Origin of the sequence: Streptomyces sp. CA-251247 (genome assembly GCF_050952975.1) — a bacterium.
GTDB lineage: Bacteria > Actinomycetota > Actinomycetes > Streptomycetales > Streptomycetaceae > Streptomyces > Streptomyces achmelvichensis.
In genome coordinates this window covers 7,537,755-7,559,862 of sequence record NZ_CP191861.1, presented here as the reverse complement: position 1 = coordinate 7,559,862, position 22,108 = coordinate 7,537,755, and the positions used below count along the sequence as shown (strand labels likewise).

Genomic DNA, 22,108 nt, shown 5'->3' with positions numbered 1-22,108 from the left:
CTCCCCGCTCCCCCTCGGCACGGTACGACTCAGTCGGCGACAGCCCTTTCAGTCCTCGCGGCGGGCCGGGCCCGCCACCGCGATGTTCAGGAAGCGCGGCACCGGCAGACCGGCGGACCGGAACTCCTGCGCCACCGCGGTACGCATGGGTGTCAGCCGGTCCTGCGGCAGCAGCACAAGCATGCTCCGTCCAGGACCCCGGCCCGGTCGCCAGGCGGCCAGGGCTCCGGTCCGACGGGCACACTCCTGCGCCCGTCGGACGTCGTCGGCGCCGAGGCCCTCACCTCGGGTCACCAGCAGCATCATCCTGGCCCCCTGGGCGGGAGGGTCGAAGTCGATCCGGCGTCTGCGGCCGCCTTCGAGCACCAGCGCCCGGCCGGGGCGGCCGAACAGGACGGCCTCGCGCAGCGCCGCGTCGCCTTCCGGGGACGCGGACCTCGCCAGGGACGCGAGGCGCCCTCGCGGCGGACGCGTTCCGGCGCGGGTGGTGTGCAGTTCGGCGATCGCAAGCGCCACCGCGCACTCCAGCGGTTCGGTGCTGGAGAGCCCTGTCGCCGGCGTCAGCGTGGAGTGGATGTGCAGATCGGCGCCGCCCCGGCCGTATCCGGCACGAGCCATGGTGCGCAACAGCGCGTAGCTGCGGGCCGCCCACTCGGGGTGCGACGACGAGGGCCCGGTGAGAGGGAACTCGCAGCTCTGCGCCGGGTGGGCCAGCGAACTCAGCCGCACCAGACCGTCGTCGCGTGGTGCCGCGGCCGCCGCCACCGGCCAGCCCGCGGCCGCGACGGTGTTGCGCGCCGCGAGGTGGAAGGCGTGCGGGGCGCTCCACACCGTGGCCGGCGGACGACCGTGAGCGGATTCGAGGGCGAAGGCCACCAGGCGGAAGAGCGGGTCGGCGGTGTGCCGGCGCGCGATGTCCGGCACGCTCGGCACGGTGCCCGTCCCCGCTCCACCGCCCGTGCGGCTTCCGGTGTCCGTCACCCCGCCTCCGGTGTCTTGCGGGCCAGCAGCCGGTACGCGTTGCCGCCCTCGGTGCGCCGGGCGACTGCCGCACGGGCGGCGTCGAGACCGGCCGCGACGGCGAAGCACGGCAGCGCGGCGGTGTGCACGGCGGCGCGGACGACACGCTTCCTGCGGGTCGCGGTGCCCTCGCCCCACGGGGCGTACGGATGGGGGGCGAGCCGGTTCGCGGTCAGCAGGACGGCCCCGACGAAGTCGCAGGACTGGTGCGCGGCGCCGTGTTCTTCTGCCAGCACCGTGAAACCGCGGCTCTCCAGCGCCTTGCGGAGGTTGCCGATCGGGATGAGGTGCTGGTGCTGGGGCTGGAACCACGGCAGCCAGTGCGGGCCGAGCACCCGGGAGAGCCGGGACTCGGGGTCCGGGAGCTCGATGATCAGATGGCCGCCGGGGGGCAGGACGGCCGCTGCCGCGTCGAGTTCGGCGAGCGGTTCACGGGTGTGTTCGAGGTAGTGGAACATGCTGACGGTGTCGTAGCGGTCGATGAGGCCGGTGGCGAGTTCGGGGAACTGGCCCTGGTGGGCGGCGGCGACCCAGCCCCGTACCTCCGCCTCGCGCACCGCGGGGCTCATGTCCAGGCCGTCGAAACGGGTGCCGGGCCAGACGTCGCGTGCGCTGTCGCAGAAGTGGCCGTGACCGGTGCCCACGTCGAGCCATGCGGTGGGAGTCCCGAACGGCTGGAGCATCGCGGCGCGTGCCCGGTAGGAACGGCCCATGGTGCCGAACACCTGGGCGGCGCCCGAGACTCCGAGGCCCTCGTAGAAGTCGCGGTAGTAGAAGTCGAGTCCGTCCAGGGAGAGGCGGGGATTCTGGAAGACGTGTCCGCAGTCGCCGCACTGCTCGAGGGTGAAGCGGCCCGGTTTGCCCTGGAGCAGGTCGGGGACGCGGATGCGGACGGAGAGCTCGGTCGAGCCGCACCAGGGGCAGTCGAGGCGCCGGGGCTCGAAGAACCGGTCGGTGCCCGCCTTGAGTTCGGCGGCGTAGACGGGTCGCAGCGCCTCCAGTTCGGCGGTGGCCGCACCGGATCCGGAACGCTCGTCGGCGGCCGTACGGACCGCGGAGGCAAGGGACTTGAAGGGTCGAGCCGCGGTCGCACCGAGGAGGTCGGCCGGGCGAAGCGGTCGCTGCGGCCCGCCGAGGACCAGAGCCGGCTGCAGCCAGTACAGGGCGGCGGCCGTGGCTCCCCACCCGCCGTCCGCGACAGCGGCGCGCACCAGGAGCCCGAGACCGGCCAGTTGGGCGATGGTCAGCAGGCCGGTGGGCAGCCCCTGTGCGCGCAGCTCCGCGCCCCTGCGGGAAGGGTCGGGCGGCGGGACGGTCAGGCCGGGCGCGATGGCGACTCCGGTGCCGGCGGGGGCGTACTCCTTCAGACGCCCCAGCAGCGTGTGCAGTTCGGCGGGTTCACGGGCGATGCCGGTGCCGTCGTCGATCCCCGACCGGCGCAGGACGTCCTCGGCGACGAGGAGGGCGTGTCCCGCTCCGCGGCCGTCGGCGGTGCGGTCGTAGCGGGCGGCGCTGCGGTCGAGGAGGCGGAGCAGGCTCAGGGCCCGTTCCGTGTCGAGTCTGCCGGGTATCAGGTCGACGACCTGGAGGCCGGCCCGCTCGGCGTGGGCGACCGCGGCGCGCAGGGTCGCCGCGTCGACGTCGACCCCGCGGGCTGTGATCAGATGCCATTCACCGGACGGGAACGTGCCGTTCGTGGGAGCGAGCGGGTCCAGTACGGGCAGGGTGCGCAGCCTTCGGCGGGCGCGCACGGTGCCTGCTGTCAGCCCGGCCAGGGCGACGACGGCGGCCCACGGAATGTCGGTCGGGGACGGTGTCATAGGAGTTTCTCCAACCGGTCGGCCGCGGCCGCGGCACCGCCCGCGGCGGCGAACGATGCCTGGATACGGCGGGCTGCCCCGCGGTGGGCGGGGTTGTCGAGTACGGCGGCGATGGCGTCGTGGAGCTCGGCCGCGCGGGGCCGGCCGAAGCGGACCCGCAGGCCTGCTCCGGCGGCGGTGACCTGCTCGGCGACGATCGGCTGGTCGTCCCGGATCGGGGCGACGACCAGGGGCAGTCCGTACGCGAGGGATTCGCACACGGTGTTGTGGCCGCCGTGGGAGACCACGGCGTCGAGGTGGGGCAGCAAGGGGAGTTGGGGTACGCGTTCCTGGTGCAGGACGTGCCCGGGAACCACGCCGACGGCATCGGACGGGGCCGCGAGGATCAACTGCGCCCGGTCGGCGAGCTGTTCGGCTGCCTGGAGGACAGCGGCGTAGAAACGGCCGCCCGCCTCGCCGTTGAGGGTGCCGAGCGACACCAGGACCCGGCGTCGCAGGGGGTCGAGCCGCTGCCACGGGAAGGCGGAGCCGTCGGAGGGGCGAGCGCTCAGGGCAGGGCCGACGAAGGCGAAGTGCCCGGGGTGGGACGCGTACTCACCGACCAGTTCGAGGGTGGAGAAGACGAGGACCAGACGGTCGGAGAAACGGGGGTCCCAGCCGGGGGGCGACCCGCAGTCCGCGAGCAGTCCGGCCAGCTGATCCATCACCCAGTCGGCCACCTTGGGGAATCCCGCGAAGGGCCGGGTGAATTCGGCCGATGTCGTCGCCGACGTCGCCCAGGGCAGCCCCCGCCGCTCGGCGACCACCGCTCCGGCGAGTGCCTGCTGGTCGACGACCAGGACGTCGGGAGCGTAGGAGTCGACCGCCGCCTCGACTCCGGGAATCATGGTGTGGGCGAGCGGGATGAGCGCCTCCGACCACAGGAAGCGGAGCGCGGCGACTCCCCGCAGATCGCGCCAGTGTGTATGCAGCGCGCCGTAGCCGCGGGGGCCGGGGCGGTCTCCGGACGGGAAGAGCCGCGCGTCCGCCGGCAGCAGCCGGGGCAGGACTTCGGCCGGTCCGGTCCAGGCGACCTGGTGACCGCGTGCGGCGAGTTCGGCGGCGACGGCGACCGTCGGGTTGATGTGCCCGGCCAGTGGCGGGACGACGAAGAGAACCTTCATACGACCACCGCGTCCCGAGCGTCGGCGTGTCGCCTCTCCCGCGGACCGGCCGCTTCGGCGAGTCGGCCGAGCACGGCGTGCCGGAGGTCGTCGGTGCCTCCTTGAAGGACGTCGTGACCGAGGCCCGGCAGGATGCGCAGCGTGCAGTCGGGAGCGTGGTGGACCAATTCGCGTGCGCCGGGGACGAGTTCGGAGTGTTCACCACAGACGGCGAGGACCGGGCAGTGCACGCGGGCGAAGTCCTCGGGTGTGAAGGGCCGGCTCGCGGCGATGTCGTCGATCATGCTGGTGCGATTGAGGAGTTCGTCGGCGGTGGCGGTCAGCCGCGCGGCTTTGCGCGCGCCGATGGAGGAGAGTTCCTGCGGGACCTGGCTCCCTTCCAGGGCGAGGGCCGCGACGGACAGCGTGTCGAGCATGTTCTCGATCCAGGGTCCGGTCAGCGGGGCCTCCACCAGGACGAGTCCGGCAACGAGGTCGGGGCGAGCGAGAGCGGTGTGCAGGGCGATCGTGCCGCCGTAGCTGTTGCCGATGAGGTGGACCGGACGCTCGTCGAGGCCGAGGGCGGTGAGCACCGCCGTCAGGTCCTGCACGGCGGTGGCGATGTCGTAGCCGGTGGGCGGGCGTTCGGAGCGGCCGTGGCCGCGCAGGTCGTACAGGACGATGTCGTGGCCGGCCTGGGCGGCGGGGACCGCGAGGGTGGCGTAGAAGCTGGAGAGGTTGTCCACGACCAGGCCGTGGAGGAAGACGGCGGTCGCGCCGGTACGGTCGCCGGGCGGCCGGTGGACGTGGAAGCGCAGGGAGTTGGCGTGGACGAGGGGCATGCCGGCTCAGACGACCGGGGCCGGTGTCGTGGGCAGCCTGCCGGCGATGTGGGCCACCAGATCGCCCACCGTCATCGCCAGGATCTCCTCCATGTCCTTCTCGGCCAGGAAGGCCATGAGGTCCACGGCCGTGCCGTAGCGCTGCTGAAGCAACTCGGCGAAGGCGACGAACTCGATGCTCTCCAGGGCCAGATCCTCGTTGAACGTGGTGTCCGCGGTGACCTCCTCCTCCAGCAGGAAGTCGTCGCCCACGGTCTCGACGAGCATGGCGGTGATCTCGGCGAGTATGCGTTCGGCGGTGGGGTCAGATGCCATGGCCGGCCTCCGTGGGGGTGGGGGTGACTCGGTGGGTGGGGGTGGGCGCCGGCACCGTCCACGCGACGACGAACGTCTCGGGGGCGCGGTCCGGCTCGGATGGTCCGAGGACGGTGGTGGTGCGGACGGTGTGGCCGCTGCCCTCGGGGCAGCTCACCCGCAGTCCGGCAGGTCCCTCGGCGACGGTCCACTGCCGGGGGCGGCCGCCGAGCCCGCTGCCCTCCGCCTTGGCCGCGGCCTCCTTGGCGCACCAGAGCACGGTGGTCGCCTGCGCACGGCCGATCCCGTCCCTCCTCGCGAGGTCGTCGGCGAGCCGCCGCTCGTCGGCGGTGAGCGCGATCCGGCTCAGGGCGTCCGGGTCGTCCGTGACGGCCTCGATGTCGATGCCGACGGCACTGCCGGCGTGGACGCAGGCGACCGCCATCCGGTCCTTGTGCGCGAGGGAGAGGTGCAGACCGGCGGCGAGGGGGCCCTCGGGGACGGGCCGGCCGAGCGGATCGTTGCCGATGGGAATCTCCACGGGGAAGAGCGGTCCCGCGCCGGCGTCCCACAGGGCCTGCCGTACGGCGTCCTTGGCGGCGATCCGCCCGAGCAGCCACGCCGAGCGGGTGCGCGGAGGACGCCCCTCGTACACGGCGCGCTCGTCCGCCCCCAGATAGCGGCGCATGACCAGTTCCTGCGACGCCGGGTCGCTCCAGCGGCGTTGGGCCAGACACCAGCCGCCGGGCTGCGGCTCGCCGATGCCGCAGATCTCCGGGGTGAACTTCATCGGCCACACCCGCTCGTCGGCCGCGAAGCGCCGGTACGTCCAACCCTCCAGGCGGGCCCACACACTGCCGTCACCGGCGGTGAGTTCCACATCCCCGCGTACGGAGTCCGGTCGTACGGCTCGGATCCGCGCCGTGGCACCGAGCAGTGCACCTTCGCGGGGTGCGGGACCGTGCAGGTGGATCCGCTCCAGCGACGCCGGGAAGACGAGCCGGTCCTCGGGGAGTCGCAACTGCATCCAGTGACCGAGGAGTTGTCCCGCGGCATCGAGCAGCGCACCCGGCGCGGGCAGGGCCCGCAGCACGCCGCGGATGCCGTCGTCGGCGACCGCGTCGACGCGGTGGACGCCGGCGAAGGCCGGCCCGTGGAACATCCACCGGTCGCGGTAGAGCGCCTCGGCGCTGACGGGAGGCGGTCCCTCGCGGGTCAGCGGCGAGCGGTCGGGGGCCGGTGCGCAGGGGTGGCGGTCGGCCAGGACGACCGTGACGGCCGCGCTGCCGCCGATCTCCACGCGTACGCGCGCACCATCCGCCCCGGCAGAGGGTGTCGCGGTGATCTCGGCGTCCACGGGCGGCGCGACACAGAGCCAGCGCAGGGCGCGTACGTCCTCGAATCCGGTCACGGGCCGTCCCGGCACGGCCTCGCGGGCGGCGTCGGCGGCCAGCTCCAGCAGGGTGGTCATGGGGACGACGGGGAACCGGTCGGCGGGTTCGGGCCAGTCGTCGGGCTGGAGGTAGACGCAGTGGTCGCGGACGTACGGCATCGTCTCCAGGGAGAGCTGCCGCCGGGTCCGGCGGGCGGGAGACGGAACCGCGGTCGCTCGGGTCTTGGGTGCAGTGGCCTCGCGGGCCTCGGGGCGGGAGGGTGCGGCTGCCTCGCGGGCCTCGGGGCGGGAGAGTGCGGCTGCCTCGCGGGCCTCGGGGCGGGAGGGTGCGGCTGCCTCGCGAGCCGCGGATCGTGCGGGTGCGGCCGTCGAGCGCCACGCGTCGGCCACACTCCGTACGGCGTTCTCCGTCTCGTCGAGCACCGCGTCCAGGGCCGACAGCAGCACCGGGCGGTCGACGGTGGTCCTCGCACGGCCGGTGCCGAGGGTGAGCGAAGGCGTTTTGCCGTCGAGGCGCACGAGAGGCGAACCCAGGTCGAGCCGCAGTCCGCCGGCCTCGGCGGCAGCCGGGCGCGGCGGCGTCCCGTCCGGGGCCATGGAGGGCGGCACCCGCGCGGGGCGGAGCGAGGGCGGGCGGCGCTCCAGCAGTCGTTCCCAGTGCGGCTGCAGACCCTCCGTCCACAACGCCGCTGCCAGGCTCCGCAGTTGGGCAACCCCCTCACCCGGGGCGGCGCCCGCCGGGACGGCCAGATGGCTCTGACCGTGGAGGGTGTCCCCCACAAAGCCGGGGAGGCTGCCGGGGCCCAGCTGGACGAAGCCGCGCACCCCCTCGGCATACAGCCGTGACGTCAACTCCCGGAAGCGCACCGGCTCCAGGAGGTGTCGCAGCACCACGTCGCGGATCTCGTGATCGGCATCCGGGTACGGCGAGACGGTCGTCGCCGACCAGACCGGTACGGTCGGCGGCCGCAACGGCAGTCTGCCGAACGCGGCGCGCACCTGGTCGAGATACGGCGCCCACATCGGTGTGTGGAAGCCCGACCGGAACGGCAGCTCCTGCGCGAGCACCCCCTGGTCGGCCAGACGGGCCAGCGCCCCGGCCACCGGGCCGGGTTCCCCGCACAGCACCGACTGGTGGGGGCAGTTGTCATGACTGACCGCGATGCGGTCGAGCCCCCGCAGCGCCTCGGCGGCCTGTCGCGCCCCGCAGCCGAGCGCCGCGTACACGAGGTCGGGCACGTCGAGATCTCCGGGCCTGAGGGAGTCGATGAAGGTGTCGACCGCCTGCTGCGGATACATGCCCGCGGCCACCATGGCGGTCCACTCCCCCAGGCTGTGTCCCGCCAACAGGTCGGGCCGGATGCCGAGTTCGGGCAGGACGCGGGAGAAGAACCGGCCCGTGGCGATGGCGTCGACGGCCCGTTCCACCAGTGTGCCGCCGCCGGTCAGGGTGGGCTTCGGCAGCCGGAGCAGTTCGGCGACGTCGTCCACGTCGGGTACGAGGTCCGGCTCCAGACCGGGAAAGACGAACGCCAGCCGGGCGTCGTCGGACGCGAGCAGCGGGTCCGGCGTGAACCACACGCCGCCCCGGCCGCGCCACGGCCGTCCTCTGGCGATGACCGATGCGGCCAGGGCCAGGCGCTTCGGCGTGGGCCCGAGGACGGCGAGCCGGCACGGCCCGCCGCGGGACTCGGCCGTCGGATCGACCGCAGGATCCGGGTACCGCGCGAGGGAGGCGGCCAGCTCCTCCGGCCCGGCGCCCGAGAGCAGCAGCACCTCCTCGGAGACCCCGGCGACATCGGTGACATCAGTGACATCAGTGACATCAGTGACATCGCTGACACCCATGACCGCGACGGGCGACGGCGGCACGGCACGGGAAACCTCCGCACCCGCACCCGCGGGCCACGGTCCCACAGCGCCGGACGCCCTCACCCCCGGTGCTTCTTCCACCACCACATGCGCGTTGATACCGCCGAAGCCGAACGCGTTCACACCCGCCCGACGCGGTGCCCGGCCACGCTCCCACGGCTCTGCCACCGTGACCGGGCGCATCCGCGTCCGGGCGAACCCTTCGTGCGGATCGTCCACATGGAGGGTCGGCGGCAGGGTCCCGTCGTGCACGGCGAGTACGGCCTTGATCAGGCCCGCCATCCCGGACGCCTGCATGGTGTGTCCGAGCATCGACTTCACCGAGCCCATCGCGACGGGTTCGCCACCCGCCTCCCGCTGCCCGAACACCCGGCCCAGGGTGGCGAGTTCGGCCTCGTCGCCCACCGGGGTGCCGGTGCCGTGAGCTTCGAGCAGGCCGAGTGCGTCGGGGGCGGTCGGGTCCAGGCCGCTCTGCCGCCAGGCGAGTTCCAGTGCGCGGACCTGTCCGTCCACAAGAGGGCTCATCAGGCTCGCCGCTCGTCCGTCGCCCGCCACACCGGCACCTCGGACGACGGCATAGACACGGTCGCCGTCCCGTTCGGCGTCGGCGAGCCGCTTCAGCAGGACCACTCCGGTGCCCTCGGAGAGCAGGGTGCCGTCGGCGCGGCGGTCGAAGGGGCGGATGTGCTGGCTGGGGCTCAGCGCCCGTAACTGGGTGAAGACGCTCCACAACGTGGCGATGTGGCAGTGGTGCACGGCCCCCGCCACGACCAGGTCACAGCTCCCGGCCGCGAGCAGCCCCGCCCCCTGCTCGACCGCGAGCAGGGAGGAGGCGCATGCGGCGTCGAGGGTGTAAGCGGGGCCGCGGAAGTCGAGACGGTTGGCGGTCCGGGCGGCCGTGAAGCTGGGGACGAGGCCGATCGACGCCTCGGGCCGCTCAGGTCCGAGGCCCGCCTGGAAGGCATCGCGGACCGCGGTGATCCGGTCCTCGCCGAGTTCCGGAGCCAGTTCGCGCAGGGTCGTCGCCAACTGGTGTGCGGTACGGACCCGTTGGTCGAGACGAGCGGTGGCGACCCCCATGAAGCCGCCGCGGCCGAGGATCACACCGATCCGGGAACGGTCGTCGGGAAGCACCTCCTCTCCTCCGGCGTCGGCGACGGCTTCGGCGATCACGCGCAGCGCCAGCAGCTGGTCGGGCTCCGCTCCCGCCACGGCCGCGGGCATGATGCCGTAGCGGGTCGGGTCGAAGGCCGTCAGCTCGTCGATGAAGCCGCCGCGCCGGCAGTAGAAGCGGTCGCTGCGCGCCGGGCCTTCGCTGCCGTGCGGGTCGTAGTACACCTCCGGGTCCCAGCGCCCGGGCGGTACGTCGGTGATGGCGTCCGTGCCCGTGTAGAGATTGCGGCGGTACGCGGCGAGGTCGCCCGCGCCGGGAAAGACCGCGCCCATCCCGACGATCGCGGCGTCGGTGGGCCGCGGGCCGCGGCCCGGGTCGGTCACGGCCGGCCTCCGAACCCGTTGCCGGGCTGCTCGGCCAGCAGCACGACCTGGCCCGTCGTGCCGTGTGCCAGCTCGGCGAGGAACGCGTCCGTGCCGCCGTCGGGGTCGATCAGCGGGATTCCCCGGCTCGCGTACATCCGCTCCAGCTCGGGAGTCACCATGCCGCCGGCCTCGGCAGCCCAGGGGCCCCAGTCGACGGCGAGGACCCGCCCGGGGAAGCGGCGCGACCAGGCCGGGGTGGTGGCGAGTGTGTCCAGGGCGTCGTTGGCGGCCGCGTAGTCCGCCTGGCCGCGGTTGCCGAAGACGCCGGCGACGCTGCCGAAGAGGACGAGGAACTCCGGTGCGGGGGCGTCCCCGTGGTCGGCCGCGGCGTCGGCGAGGTGACGTGCGCCGTCGACCTTGGTGCCGAAGACCCGGGCGAAGGAGACCGGGTCCTTGTCGCACAGCAGCCTGTCCTCGATGGTTCCGGCTCCGTGCACGATGCCGTCGAGCCGGCCATGGCGGGCGCGTACGTCACGGACGACCGCGTGCACGGCCTGCGGATCGGTGACATCCGCCGCGTGGTAGCGCACGGAGGCCGCGACGCGCCTCAGGGCGTCCAGGGTGGCCCGGACCTCCCGTGCGGCGAGGACCCGGGTTGCGGCCGCTTCGATGTCGGCGGGTGTACGCAGTCCCTGGTGGACGAGCGCCGCACGCAGCGCGACCCGGTCAAGGGCGTGGGCGAGTGCCGGATCCTCCACGTCGTCGGGCGGTGGCGTACGGCCGATGAGTTCGATGTGGCAGCCGGTGGCGTCCGCCAGGCCGAGGGCGGTGCGGGCGGTGATCCCTCGGGCTCCCCCGGTGAGCAGGACGACGGAGTCGCGGCTCAGTGACAGGGGCAGCCGTCCGCCGCCGGGCAGCGGTACGGGGACGGTACGCAGCACATTGCGGGTGCCGTTGGTGTAGCCGACCGCGACGGGCTCGTCCGGGGAGCACAGTTCGGCGATCAGATGCGAGGCGATCCGCTCGGGACGGTCCTTGGGGTCGATGTCCACGGCCCGGATCTCCGCGCCCGGATACTCGATCGCGGCGGAGCGGGCGAAGCCGTACAGGCCTGCCCCGGGGATGGGGTCCGTGGCCTCGGGCATTGCCTGGGACAGCAGGCCGTCGTCCGCGTCCGCGGGTGGGGCACCCCTGCCGAACGCTCCTCCGCAGCCGGTGACGAGCAGCAACTGGCGCGTCCCGGCCACCAGGGTTTCCCGCAGGGCGCGGAAGCCTTCCGGCAGGACGGGGGCGGGCGCCGGGCGCAGTGCGCTGAGGTCGACGACGCCGTCGCAGCCTGCGGCATCGGCCATCCGGTCCGGGTGCACGGTGCGCACCTCCGCGCCCTGCGCCTCCAGTGCCGCCGCGAGGGCGACGGCAACACCCAGGCCGTCGTCGACGACGACGAACTGCCGCCCTGCCAGGGCCTCGGCCGGGTCCCGGGTCGCGGGCGGCTCCACGGCGGCGACCTCGACCAGCAGCCTGGTCAGAGGGACGGGGGCGGCCGCGGGGCGTGTCAGCTCCGCGCCGCCGACCGGACCGGTGTCAGGTCCGGCTGCCGGACCGGCTGCCGGGACCGGTTCGGCCGTGATCACGGCCCCTTCGGCCACCGTCGTACCGTGCCCGGTCGTGGTCGTACCGCGGGCCACGATCCAGTCGACGATGCCGCTGATCGTCTTGATGCGGGCGAGTTCCTCGACCGCCGACTCCTCGGCGCCGTCGGTCCCGGACGGCAGCCCGATCCGGTCGGCCAGTGCCCCGATGATCTCCACACGCTTGATGGAGTCCACCGAGAGGTCGGCCTCCAGATCGAGAGCCGGGTCGAGCATCTCGCGCGGATAGCCGGTACGGATGTGGATGATCTCCAGTACGGCGTCCAGGAGCTGAGCGGGTGTCAGAGCCCGGTCCTCGTCCACCGCGGGCCTGTCGGGTGCCGGCTCCTCCACGATGTCCTGCGGCGCGAACTCCCGGGGTGCCGCCTCGCGGCCCGGTGACGAAGCGGCGCCACTCGCCTCCAAGTAGCCGAGCAGAACGTCCCGTTGGGCCGCGACCAGCTCCCGCGCTCCGCGCAGGTACTCCAGGACCGCCTCCTCGCGGCGGTCGTCTGCTGCTGCCGGGACCGACGCCTCCACCTGTCGAGCGGGCTGCAACCCTCCTGCCACCGGCACACCCTCCGCGGTCCGTACGAGATGACCGTCCACCAGCCAGCCCGGACGCCGGGGTGCCTCCGTGGGCAGCGCGGCGGCGCGTCCGCGGAAGAGCGGTTCCGGGTCGACGGGGACACCCGCGGCGGCGAGTTCGGCGAGCGCGGTGACCAGCCGCGTCAGGCCGTGTTCGCCGCGGACGTCGAGGGGTACGGCGGTGTGCGGGCGGTCGCCCAGGATGCGGCCCACCAGTCCGCTGAGCACGCGGCCGGGTCCGGCCTCCACGAAGATCCGCACGCCGGACGCGTACATGGCCTCGATCTGGTCGACGAACCGGACGGGCTCGGCGACCTGGCGGGCGAGCAGTTCCCGCACCATGGCGGGTTCGGTGCCGTAGGGGCGGGCGGTCGTGTTGGACCAGACCGGCAGGACGGGGGCGGTCACGGTCGCGTCCGCGAGTTCCGCGGACAGCAGGTCCGCGGCGCCGGCGACGACGTCGCTGTGGAAGGCGCAGGCGACCGGGATGCGTTCGGCGGCCACGCCGGCCGCCCGCAACTCGGCGACCGCGGCCTCCACCGCCGCGGTCGGACCGGAGATGACGCTCTGCCTGGGCGCATTGTGGTTGGCGACGACGCAGCCGGCCGGCGGTCCCGCGATGTCCTGCGGCGCGCAGGGTACGGCGGCCATGGCTCCCGGGTCGTCCCCCGCCGCGGCGAGTATGGCCGCGGCCCGGCGGTCGCTGAGCCGCAGCAGGGTCGCGGTGTCGTAGGCGCCTGCCGCCCACAGGGCGACCAGTTCTCCGTAGGAGTGGCCGGCCGTGCAGTCCGGGCGTACGCCGAGCGAGGTCAGGAGGCGGTGGGCCGCTGTTCCGGTGAGACCGAGCGCCGGCTGTGCCGTCCGGGTGTCGGTGACGGCGGCGCGCTGCGCCTCCCGTTCCTCCGCATTGAACGCGGCGGGCGGGAACATGGCGGCGACGCAGTGGGGATCCGCGTCGTGGAGCACCGACCGCAGGCGCGGGAAGGCGATGAAGAGGTCGCCCAGCATGCCCGGGCGCTGGCTGCCCTGACCGGGGAAGAGGAAGGCCGTCCGGCCGGTCTCGCGTCCCTCCTGCGGCACATGCACTCCGTCGCCGGCCGTGAACTCGCGGGCGCGGGACAGCTTTTCGGCCAGGTCGTCGAGGTCTGTCGCGACGACAGCGACCTGGACCGGGCCCTCCCGTGTGGAGACCTCGGCCGCCAGGTCGCGCAGCGGCCAGGGGCGCCCGGCCTCGTCGTTCTGTTCCAGGCGGGCGGTGAGGCGGTCGACGGCGCGCACCGCGGCCTGCCGGTCGGCTCCGCGGAACAGGAAGAGTTCTGCGGGCCAGACGTCGAGGCCGTGCTCGGGCTCCTCGGCCTCCGCGTACCCGGTCAGCACGGCGTGGTAGTTGGTGCCGCCGAAGCCGAAGGCGCTGACGGCGGCCCGTCGGCTGCCGGCGGGCACGGCCCACGGCCTGGCCTCGGTGTCGAAGAAGAAGGGGCTGGTCTCCGCGGTCCAGTCGGCGTTGGGGCCGGTCAGGTGCAGCGTCGGCGGCCGTACACCGCAGTGCACGGCCCGCACCGCCTTGATGAGGCCGGCGAGGCCCGCCGCACACTTGGTGTGTCCGAGCTGCGACTTGACCGAGCCCAGTGAGCAGAAGCCGGTCTCCCCTCCGCCGAAGACCTCCGTGAGGACGGACAGTTCCGCGCTGTCACCCACCACCGTGCCGGTACCGTGCGCCTCCACCAGACCGATGTCGGCAGGCCCGATTCCGGCTCGTGCGTAGGCGCGGTCCAGGGCCCGGCGCTGTCCTTCCGGGCGCGGTGCGGTCAGACCGAGGGACCGGCCGTCGCTGGATGCCCCGACGGCCTGGACGACGGCGTAGATGCGGTCGCCGTCGCGTTCCGCGTCGGCGAGCCGTTTGAGGACGAGGCAGGCGACGCCTTCACCGAGGGCGATGCCGTCGGCCGAGGCGTCGAAGGGCCGGCACCGGCCGGTGGGTGAGAGGGCCCGTACGGACGCGAACATCAGGTAGTCGTTGATGCTGTTGTGCACATCGGCGCCCCCGCACAGCACCATGTCGCTGTCCCCGTCGCCGAGTTGTTTGCACGCCAGGTCGAGGGCGGCGAGCGAGGAGGCACAGGCGGCGTCGATGGTGCAGTTGGCGCCGCCGAGGTCCAGGCGGTTGGCGACGCGTCCTGCGATGACGTTCGCGAGCACTCCGGGGAAGGAGTCCTCGGTGAGCCTGGGCAGTTGGGCGTCCAGGCCCGGCGGCAGGTCGCCGAGGTAGCCGCGGTGCAGGGCACGGAAACCGTAGGCGCCGGCGAGGTCGGTGCCCGCTTCCGCCCCGAAGACCACGGAGGTGCGGGACCGGTCGAAATGCCGTCCGGGCGCGTATCCGGCGTCCGCGAGGGCGCGTGCCGCTGTGTCGAGGGCGAGCAGTTGGACCGGCTCGATGCTGCCGAGGGAGGCGGGGGCGATGCCGTGCGCGAGGGCGTCGAAGGGCGCGGGGCCCAGGAAGCCGCCCCACCGGGACGGTGTCCGCTCCCCCGCCCGCGCCGGGTCGGGGTCGTGATACGCGGCGGTGTCCCAGCGGTCCGCGGGGACTTCGGTGACCGCGTCGGTCCCGGCGACGATGTTGGCCCAGTACCCCGCGAGGTCGTCCGCACCGGGATACCGGCAGGCCATCCCGACGACAGCGATCTCCAGCGGCGCCCGTTCCTCCGTCTCCGGAGCGGCCTCGTCGGCCGCGAGCAGCCGGGCGCGTTCGGCGAGAAGGGCTGTCGCTCCCTCGGTCACCTGGGCGTGGAGGGCTGCGACCGTGGTGACGGACGTGCGCGCGGTGGCGATCTGCCCGAGCATGTAGAGGCCTTCGGCGCGCTGTTCGTCCTCGTCGACCGGGGTGTGCTCCGATCCGGTGCGGCGCAGGCCCTTGCTGGCGATCCGCAGCCGGCCGAGGTTGAGTTTCTCCAGCTCCTCCCAGACCTCGTTCGGACTCGCCCCGTCCGCGCGCAGCCGCTCGGCCGTGGCGGTGAAGGTGTCGGCGTACGGGCTGGTGGCGCAGCGGGTGGCGTGGCCCGGGGCGGTGCGCAGGAGTGTGGTGGTGTCGCAGTCGAGCGCGGCCCGCTGGAATCCGGGCAGGACGGCACCGGCGGCGACGGCCTCCTCGGTGAAGAGGTAGGCCGTGCCCATCAGGACGCCGACGCGGGCTCCTCGTTCGGCCAGCGGCCCGGCGGCGGCCGCGACCATGGCGGCGGAGCGTTCGTCGTGGATGCCGCCGGCGAACAGGACATCGAGTTCCTCCGCGTGCGGGAAGGCGAGCAGGCGCTCGATCTGCTCCTCCCAGAGCGGGAATGCGGCGCGCGGACCGATGTGGCCGCCGCATTCGAGGCCCTCGAAGACGAAGCGCCGGGCACCCTCGGCGAGGAAGCGCTCCAACAGGCCCGGTGAGGGCACATGCAGATACGTCCTGGTGCCTGCCGCTTCGAGCGGTGCGGCCTGGGCGGGCCGGCCGCCCGCGATGATCGCGTAGGGCGGGCGTACGGCGGCGACCGCTTCCAGCTGTGCCCGGCGCAGCTCGTCCGGTGCGAAGCCGAGCAGCCCGACGCCCCACGGCCGGCCGGTCAGCCGGCTGGCGGTCTCGGTAAGCAGGGCGTGCACTTCCCGGCCGTCCATGACGGCCAGGGCCAGAAAGGGCAGGCCTCCGGCATCGGCCACGGCGGAGGCGAAGGCCGACCGGTCGCTGACCCGGGTCATGGGGCCCTGGACCACGGGCAGCAGATCCTCACCGGTGCGCGGCAGGAGGGGCCGGGTCCGGGCGGCCGCGCCGATGTGGCCGGTGATCGCCGCCCGGACCGCCTGGACGACACTGCCGGTGGTGCGGTGGCGCGCGGCAAGGCGGGCGGCCGTCGCCCCCTCCTGGCCGACGGGTAACGGCGCGCCGAACAGATCTCCCGCACCGAGCCGCTCGGCGATGTCGCCGTCGGGAAGCACGAGATCGGGCCGGGTGTAGACACGATGGCCCGCGACGACGGTGGTTTCGCTGCCGTCCATGGCACGGATCGCGTCGGCGACCGCGCGGGGTAGTCCTTCCAGTCCCTCGGTGGTCAGGGCGAGTTGGGTGTCCAGGACGACTCCTGCGGCCCCGCCGGCGACGGCGGCTGCCGCGGTGTGGAGGCCGATGCCCCCTGCGACGTGCACGGGGACGGTCAACCGGGGGTCGGCGAGCAGGCGTTGGAGCAGGACGAAGGTGGTCAGTTCGCCGACACGGCCGCCGCCTTCGTGGCCCCTGGCCACGATGCCGTCGGCTCCCGCGACGACGGCGTCCGCGGCTTCGGCCGGGCTGATCACCTCGGCCCACACCCGGCGCCGTCCGCCCTCCGACCAGGCGCCGGTGCCACCGCGCCAGTGGGGTTCGGTCAGGAGCACGGTGTCCACGGCCGCGGGCAGGTCGTCCGGGGCGAGCGGGCAGCCGGCCGGTACCCGCACGCCGTACCGGCCACTCAGTCCGGCCATGGCGGCGCGCGCCACGTCGCGGTCCCTGCCGAGATCGAGGATGCCCAGTGCTCCCGCTCGTTCCGCCGCCGCGACCATCCGGGGGCGGGGCTCCTCGAACGGACTGACCACGACGACAAGATCGCGGCGGGAACGCCGGGCAGGCTGAGAGATCACAGGCTCTCCTTGGGTTCCGTGCAGGGCCGGTCGAGGGAGCGGGCACGACGGCGGTGAGGTGGGGGGTGCGCGGGTGCCTGAGGTGATTAACGGCCAGTAACTTCGCAATGCCGCGTTGCATCCTGCGGCGGCCCGGCGGCACTGTCAACGCCCATCCGCCCATCCATGCCGCAGAGGTATGGATGGCAACAAACGGTGCGTCAGTTTTCATACGGGGCCCGATATTTGTTGACCTGAGTGCCTCTTTCAGGGCTCAGACCCGGAGGGCTAACGTCCGCACATGACCCCCACACTGCAACAGCTGCGATACCTCGTCGCCGTCGCTGACTGCCGCTCCATCACAGCCGCAGCGTGCTCCGTCTACATCGCCCAGCCCGCCCTCTCCCGGTCCATCCAGTCTCTGGAGCGGGATCTCGGCGTGACGCTCCTGGACCGCCGGGGCAGGCGCGCGACCCTGACCGCCGAGGGCACCCGTGTCGTGCGTCTGGCACGGACGGTCCTCGACGCCGTCGGAGCGATCGAGGACGTCGGCACGGCCCGCAGGAGTGCGCTGCGGGCCACCGTGAACGTGGCCGCGACGCCTGCCCTCTGCGGTGTGATCGCCGCCGATCTCGTGCCCTCGTTCGTGGAGCGCCACCCGGAGATCGACGTACGGCTGCTCCGGCACGACAGCCGTGAGGCACTCGAGCGCGCCCTGGTCGACGGCGGGGCCGAACTGGGGCTGGTCCATCTGCCGGTGGACCAGGAGCTCTCCGCGTACCGCCTCCAGGACCGCGAGATCGTGCTGATCTCGCCACCGGGCTCGGAGCTGCCCGACCCGGTGCCGCTGCGGATGCTGGGCGGGCTGAGGGTGGTGCTCCCTCCCCCGGGAACGGGCCGGCGTACCGAGCTCGAAGCGATGTTCGGCCGGCTCGGTGTGCGCCCCTTGGCCGTGGCCGAAAACGATGAGCGACCGGCCGCACGGACGGGTGTCACGGAGGAACGCGGGTCGCTCATCGGATACCGGGACTCGGTGTTCCGGGTGTTCCATCACCGGGTGGAGGTCCGCTCGTTCAGCCCGCCTCTCTTACGGCCGGTCGGTATCGCATACCCGCCGGGCCCGCTCAGTGCCGCCGCCCGCAGCTTTCTTGTCCACGCACGGCACAGCGCACCGGCGGGAGCGCCCGCGTCGTAGTCCTGTCGGTCGGATCGCACACGTACCGGACTGCCGGCGTCCGGGGAGACGGCCGTTCCGGCGTGCGTGATCTGACGGTGTCACGGGCACGCGAAGTGTCATGGGACATCTGAAGCGGTGGGAGCAGGCCCTTGAGCGCTGGCAGGACGGGCTGCTCGCCAAGGTCATTCATCGGGACCCGGTGGAACTGGTCGACGCGCTGCGAGGCGAGTGCGACACCCATGCGGTGGTGTGCAGCCAGAGCCGCGTCGTCGTGCCCAACGCGTACGAGATCGAACTGACCCGCAGTGTGCACAAGGAGCTGCTGCGGCGCGTCGGGGAGGTCGGGCGGGCGCTGACGGACTCGCTCGCCCGCCATGGGGAGACGCAGGGATACGAGTGGGCCGGTCCGCTGACCGTACGCGTCACCACCTCGTCGGCGCAGCTGCCCAACGGCCGCTATCGGGTGGCCAGCCGGGCCATGCCGCATGTCCGCGCCGACGCGTTCCCCTCGACCACGGACTGAACGGCACGATCGGCGCGGGCGGCCGGAGCTCACGCCGACGGTCCGGGAGCCTGCGACGCCGACGGTCCCGGATCCGCAGGCCGTTGCGACAGACGTTCCGCGGCTACGGGCGCGGGCAGCGCCTGTTCCGCCCAGATCGCCTTGCCCGTGGCCGTCAGCCGTGTGCCCCAGCGTCGCGAGCACTGCGCCACCAGCAGCAGACCGCGTCCCCCTTCGTCGCTGTCGCGGGAACGGCGCAGGTGCGGTGCGGTGGTGCTGTTGTCGAACACCTCGCACAGGAGCGAGTCGCCGTCGCGGATCAGCCGCAGCACGACCGTGCCCGTGCTGTACCGGATGGCGTTGGTGACCAGTTCGCTGACCATCAGCTCGGTCGTGAAGGCGAGGTCGTCCAGGCCCCAGGAGGCGAGCTGGCGACCTGCCAGGGTGCGCGCGGTGGAGACGATCGCCGGGTCCAGCGGCAGGGTCCAGGTGGCGACGGAGTCGGACATGAGGGAGCGGGTGCGCGCCAGCAGCAGAACGGCGTCGTCGTCCGCCCGGCGGGGCCGCACGGCTGCCACGGCCTCGTCGCAGCTGTCCGCCAGGGACCGTCCCGGGTGGGCGAGGACGCGCTGGAGCCGGCCCAGCGCGTCGTCGGAGACCCGGCGGCCTTCGATCAGCCCGTTGGTGTAGAGGGCCAGCAGACTCCCCTCGGGCAGTTCCATCTCCGCGGCCTCGAAGGGCAGCCCACCGAGGCCGAGCGGGGGCCCTGCCCCGCCGTCCAGGACCTGCGTGTGACCGTCGGGCCGGACGAGCACGGGCGGCGGGTGCCCCGCACGGGCAAAGGTGCACAGCCGGGAGACGGGGTCGTAGACGAGGTACACACAGCTGGCGCCGGAATGCTGGTCGCTCGCCGCGTCGGCCGCGAGCCGGGTTCGTTCCTCGGCCATGCGGGCCATCAGGTCGTCCAGGCGCGACAGCACCTCGTCCGGCTGGAGGTCCATCGCGGCCAGTGTGGAGACTGCGGTCCGCAGCTGCCCCATGGTCGTGGCGGCCGCCAGACCATGGCCCTCGACGTCACCCACCACGAGCGCGACCCGGCCCCCCGACAGCGTGAGGAGATCGAACCAGTCCCCGCCGGCGTCATGACCGGGCAGATACCGGTGTGCGGTCTCCACGGCGGAGACGGGCGGCAAGGCGGGAGGCAGCAGCCCGCGCTGGAGCGTACGGGCGGTCGCGTGCTCACGCTCGTACCGGCGGGCGTTGTCCAGACTCAGGGCCATCCGGCCGGCCACCTCGGCGGCGATCGCGAGATCGTCCTCGTCGAACGGGTACGAGTGATTGTTCCGCCGGACCACGGCCACGCCGAGCGCCACCCCGCGGGTGACGAGAGGCAGCACCAGGACGGAGCCGGATTCCTCGTAGGCCGGATCGCTGCCGCCGGTGCCCGGGACGCCCGGGTCGATGCCCGGCTGCTGGATCAGCCGCGGCCGGTGATCGACGACGCTCTGTGTGTACGGGGTCGGCGGATCGAGGCTGATCAGCGGGATCGGACCGTCCCGATCGCCGTCCCCGCCGCTGCGCTCCACGTCACGACGGGCGACACGTCTCAGCGGCAGGTGTGATTCCACCGGCCCGGCCGGGGGCTCGCCTCCGCGCAGCACACAGTCGAACAGGTCGACCGTGGCGGCATCGGCCAGCGCCGGAACCACGAACTCGACGAACTCCTCTGCCGTGCCGGTCATGTCGAGCGTCCTGCCGACCCGTTCGCTCGCCTCGTTGAGCAGCAGCACGCGGTTGCGCGCTCGGAACTGCCCCGTCACATCGGTGACCTCCGCCGCCACCCCGATCCGGTCGGCACTGTCGCCTCCGCCCTGAAGCCGGAAGGCCGAGATGGACGCCACGTACTCGCGGGTGGGGTCGGTGGGCGGAAAGCCGCGTTGCTCGAAGTCGATCGCGGGTTTCCCGGTGTCGAGCACCCGCCGCAGCATGGCCTCGATCGCCTCGGTGTCGAAGCCGGGCACCACTTCCCCGAGGCGACGGCCCGTATGGTCGTCGACGGCCACCCCCCGCCACCCGCGCGCCGCGCTGTTCATACGGATCAGTCTGAGGTCCTTGTCGAACAGGTAGAGGCCCGTGGGTGACTCGGTGAACAGCGCCTCCAGGAGGGCGTCGCTCCACTCACGTCCGGGAGGACGCGGCTCGGTCGGGTCGCCCACTCCGCTCTCCTCCCTTCTCGGCCGCGGCCGGTTCGTTCATGGCCGCGGCCGGACACACCGGCCCGCTGACGAAACCGTCGTGGTGGCGAGCCGGGACAGCACGGCTGATGGAGGCATGCCGCGAGGAGACCGGTCAGTGAGCCGAGGACGGGGACTCCGAGTGGCGGGGTGCGCAGAGTGCCCAGATCACGAAGCCGTCGATGGCGATCAGCACCACGGCCCAGATCGGGGCGTACGGCAGCCACAGGAAGTTCGCCAGCATCGCCAGACCGGCGAGCGCGATACCGGCCACCCTGGCCCAGGTGGAGCCCTGGAAGAGAGCGAATCCGGCGATCACGATGACGATGCCCAGGATCATGTGGATCCAGCCCCACCCGGTGAGGTCGAACTGGAAGACGTAGTTGCGCGTGGCGACGAACACGTCGTCCTTGGCGATGGCGGCGATACCCGCGAAGAGGGTCATGAGACCACCGAAGATCATCATGACGCCCGCGAACACCGTCCAGCCGGTGACGAACCCGCTGCTGGTGGAACTCCGTGACGTGGAGTGCGGTCGGGCCCCGCTCACATGACTGGTCATGGTCTGCTCCTTCACCCCGTGCTGCGAGGCCTCCCGGACGGTTTGCCGTAGGCCGATCGGGTACTTCCACACTCCGCGTGTTCGCCACCGTTCGCACCTCGAGGCACACGCCGCCACGGGCGCGCCACGCCCGGTGTCCGGGGCACGGGGCGTGGCGACTGCGCGGCTGCGGCCGGGTGGCCGCCCCGCATGAGACCGCGTCGCCCCGCGGCCGGTCCGGATCCGCGACCAGAGCCCGGCCTGCCGGGGGCGCAGTGTCACCACGTGTCCGCTCGTTCCGCAGGTTCGGCCTGAGGAGCGTGCCCCGCCCCGGTGGGGCCTGACGGGCCGCGCCGATGGGCGGCGATAGCATCGGTGTCCGCTTGCTCTACGACGAAGGCGGTTCCGCACGATGGCTGACGAGGCCTGTCTCTTCCTGCTCCCCGACCGTTCTCCGCTGCTGGGGGCAGCACTCGGCGCGGTCGGCGACCTGGAATGCGTGGAGACCCCGGCGGTCCGCGGCTGGCTGGATGCCCATGGGGTCTCCGCCTCCTCCGAGCAGGTGCGGATCCTGCCGGGCGGTTCCGAGGTGTTCATTCCGGAGGACGTCGACCGGCTGCCCGTTCCCCTGAGCGAGGAGGAGACCTTCCGCGTGCAGCAGCAGAGTGCTCCTCAGACGGTGACGGACATGGAGAACGAGCTTCTCGGGTTCCGGGAGGTCACCCAGGACTGGGAAGCCCTGGTGCACCGCGCCCTCGCGGCCGGTGTCCCCGCTCCGCGCATCGCCCACCTCACCGGTCTGGACCCCCAGGACATCGCCCGGCTCACCGGGGTCGCCCGAGCCTGACAGCCGGCCGGGTGGCCCGGGGGGTCGCTGTCGACCCCCCGGCACCGGGCGGGCCTCACTCGTTCCTGCGGCCGCGCGGACCTGCGCCGAGACCGAG

At 73.2% G+C, this 22,108-nt stretch carries 12 protein-coding genes; 3 read left to right on the top strand and 9 right to left on the bottom strand.

Features of this window, described 5'->3' with window-relative positions:
- Positions 1–48 precede the first annotated feature (48 nt).
- The 7 genes from ACQPWZ_RS33660 to ACQPWZ_RS33630 are packed head-to-tail and all read right to left on the bottom strand — an operon-like array spanning position 49 to position 16,653.
- Positions 49–981, bottom strand: coding sequence for a galactokinase (locus ACQPWZ_RS33660; protein ID WP_433573312.1), 933 nt, complete (start codon positions 979–981; stop codon positions 49–51).
- Positions 978–2,840, bottom strand: a complete 1,863-nt coding sequence (locus tag ACQPWZ_RS33655) for a class I SAM-dependent methyltransferase (protein ID WP_433573311.1) — start codon at positions 2,838–2,840, stop codon at positions 978–980. Before ACQPWZ_RS33655 ends, ACQPWZ_RS33660 begins: the two co-directional genes overlap by 4 nt.
- Entirely contained in the window at positions 2,837–4,003 is a 1,167-nt protein-coding gene (locus ACQPWZ_RS33650) for a glycosyltransferase (protein ID WP_433573310.1), read from the bottom strand. Before ACQPWZ_RS33650 ends, ACQPWZ_RS33655 begins: the two co-directional genes overlap by 4 nt.
- Positions 4,000–4,824 (bottom strand): alpha/beta fold hydrolase, encoded by an 825-nt coding sequence (locus tag ACQPWZ_RS33645; RefSeq protein WP_356699878.1) that lies wholly within the window; start codon positions 4,822–4,824, stop codon positions 4,000–4,002. The genes ACQPWZ_RS33650 and ACQPWZ_RS33645 overlap by 4 nt, the downstream gene beginning before the upstream one ends.
- A 6-nt stretch (positions 4,825–4,830) precedes the next feature.
- On the bottom strand, positions 4,831–5,139 hold the full coding sequence (locus ACQPWZ_RS33640; RefSeq protein ID WP_327677326.1) for an acyl carrier protein: 309 nt from the start codon (positions 5,137–5,139) through the stop codon (positions 4,831–4,833).
- Entirely contained in the window at positions 5,129–9,880 is a 4,752-nt protein-coding gene (locus ACQPWZ_RS33635) for a beta-ketoacyl synthase N-terminal-like domain-containing protein (RefSeq protein ID WP_433573309.1), read from the bottom strand. Before ACQPWZ_RS33635 ends, ACQPWZ_RS33640 begins: the two co-directional genes overlap by 11 nt.
- Positions 9,877–16,653, bottom strand: a complete 6,777-nt coding sequence (locus ACQPWZ_RS33630) for an SDR family NAD(P)-dependent oxidoreductase (protein WP_433573914.1) — start codon at positions 16,651–16,653, stop codon at positions 9,877–9,879. The genes ACQPWZ_RS33635 and ACQPWZ_RS33630 overlap by 4 nt, the downstream gene beginning before the upstream one ends.
- 358 nt (positions 16,654–17,011) lie before the next feature.
- Here ACQPWZ_RS33630 and ACQPWZ_RS33625 point away from each other — a divergent pair, with 358 nt between their 5' ends.
- Both ACQPWZ_RS33625 and ACQPWZ_RS33620 read left to right on the top strand, forming a co-directional pair.
- Complete coding sequence (locus ACQPWZ_RS33625) at positions 17,012–17,905, top strand: LysR family transcriptional regulator (RefSeq protein WP_340477182.1); 894 nt, start codon at positions 17,012–17,014, stop codon at positions 17,903–17,905.
- Positions 17,906–18,005: 100 nt separating this feature from the next.
- Complete coding sequence (locus ACQPWZ_RS33620) at positions 18,006–18,410, top strand: DUF3662 domain-containing protein (protein ID WP_340477181.1); 405 nt, start codon at positions 18,006–18,008, stop codon at positions 18,408–18,410.
- A gap of 29 nt (positions 18,411–18,439) precedes the next feature.
- On the opposite strand, the gene ACQPWZ_RS33615 is transcribed toward ACQPWZ_RS33620, so the two are convergent.
- Both ACQPWZ_RS33615 and ACQPWZ_RS33610 read right to left on the bottom strand, forming a co-directional pair.
- Complete coding sequence (locus ACQPWZ_RS33615; RefSeq protein WP_433573308.1) at positions 18,440–20,605, bottom strand: SpoIIE family protein phosphatase; 2,166 nt, start codon at positions 20,603–20,605, stop codon at positions 18,440–18,442.
- Positions 20,606–20,738: 133 nt separating this feature from the next.
- Positions 20,739–21,185, bottom strand: a complete 447-nt coding sequence (locus tag ACQPWZ_RS33610; RefSeq protein WP_383240624.1) for a DUF7144 family membrane protein — start codon at positions 21,183–21,185, stop codon at positions 20,739–20,741.
- A gap of 391 nt (positions 21,186–21,576) precedes the next feature.
- Here ACQPWZ_RS33610 and ACQPWZ_RS33605 point away from each other — a divergent pair, with 391 nt between their 5' ends.
- A complete protein-coding gene (locus ACQPWZ_RS33605) occupies positions 21,577–22,011 on the top strand; it encodes a DUF6003 family protein (RefSeq protein ID WP_356699888.1) in 435 nt (144 codons plus the stop codon).
- Positions 22,012–22,108 lie beyond the last annotated feature (97 nt).

Coding starts and splice junctions, on each gene's coding strand:
- ACQPWZ_RS33610 (WP_383240624.1), bottom strand. CDS start 21,185: ATGACCAGTCATGTGAGCGGGGCCCGACCGCACTCCACGTCACGGAGT.
- ACQPWZ_RS33620 (WP_340477181.1), top strand. CDS start 18,006: ATGGGACATCTGAAGCGGTGGGAGCAGGCCCTTGAGCGCTGGCAGGAC.
- ACQPWZ_RS33640 (WP_327677326.1), bottom strand. CDS start 5,139: ATGGCATCTGACCCCACCGCCGAACGCATACTCGCCGAGATCACCGCC.
- ACQPWZ_RS33645 (WP_356699878.1), bottom strand. CDS start 4,824: ATGCCCCTCGTCCACGCCAACTCCCTGCGCTTCCACGTCCACCGGCCG.
- ACQPWZ_RS33630 (WP_433573914.1), bottom strand. CDS start 16,653: ATGGTCGCGGCGGCGGAACGAGCGGGAGCACTGGGCATCCTCGATCTC.
- ACQPWZ_RS33655 (WP_433573311.1), bottom strand. CDS start 2,840: ATGACACCGTCCCCGACCGACATTCCGTGGGCCGCCGTCGTCGCCCTG.
- ACQPWZ_RS33605 (WP_356699888.1), top strand. CDS start 21,577: ATGGCTGACGAGGCCTGTCTCTTCCTGCTCCCCGACCGTTCTCCGCTG.
- ACQPWZ_RS33650 (WP_433573310.1), bottom strand. CDS start 4,003: ATGAAGGTTCTCTTCGTCGTCCCGCCACTGGCCGGGCACATCAACCCG.
- ACQPWZ_RS33625 (WP_340477182.1), top strand. CDS start 17,012: ATGACCCCCACACTGCAACAGCTGCGATACCTCGTCGCCGTCGCTGAC.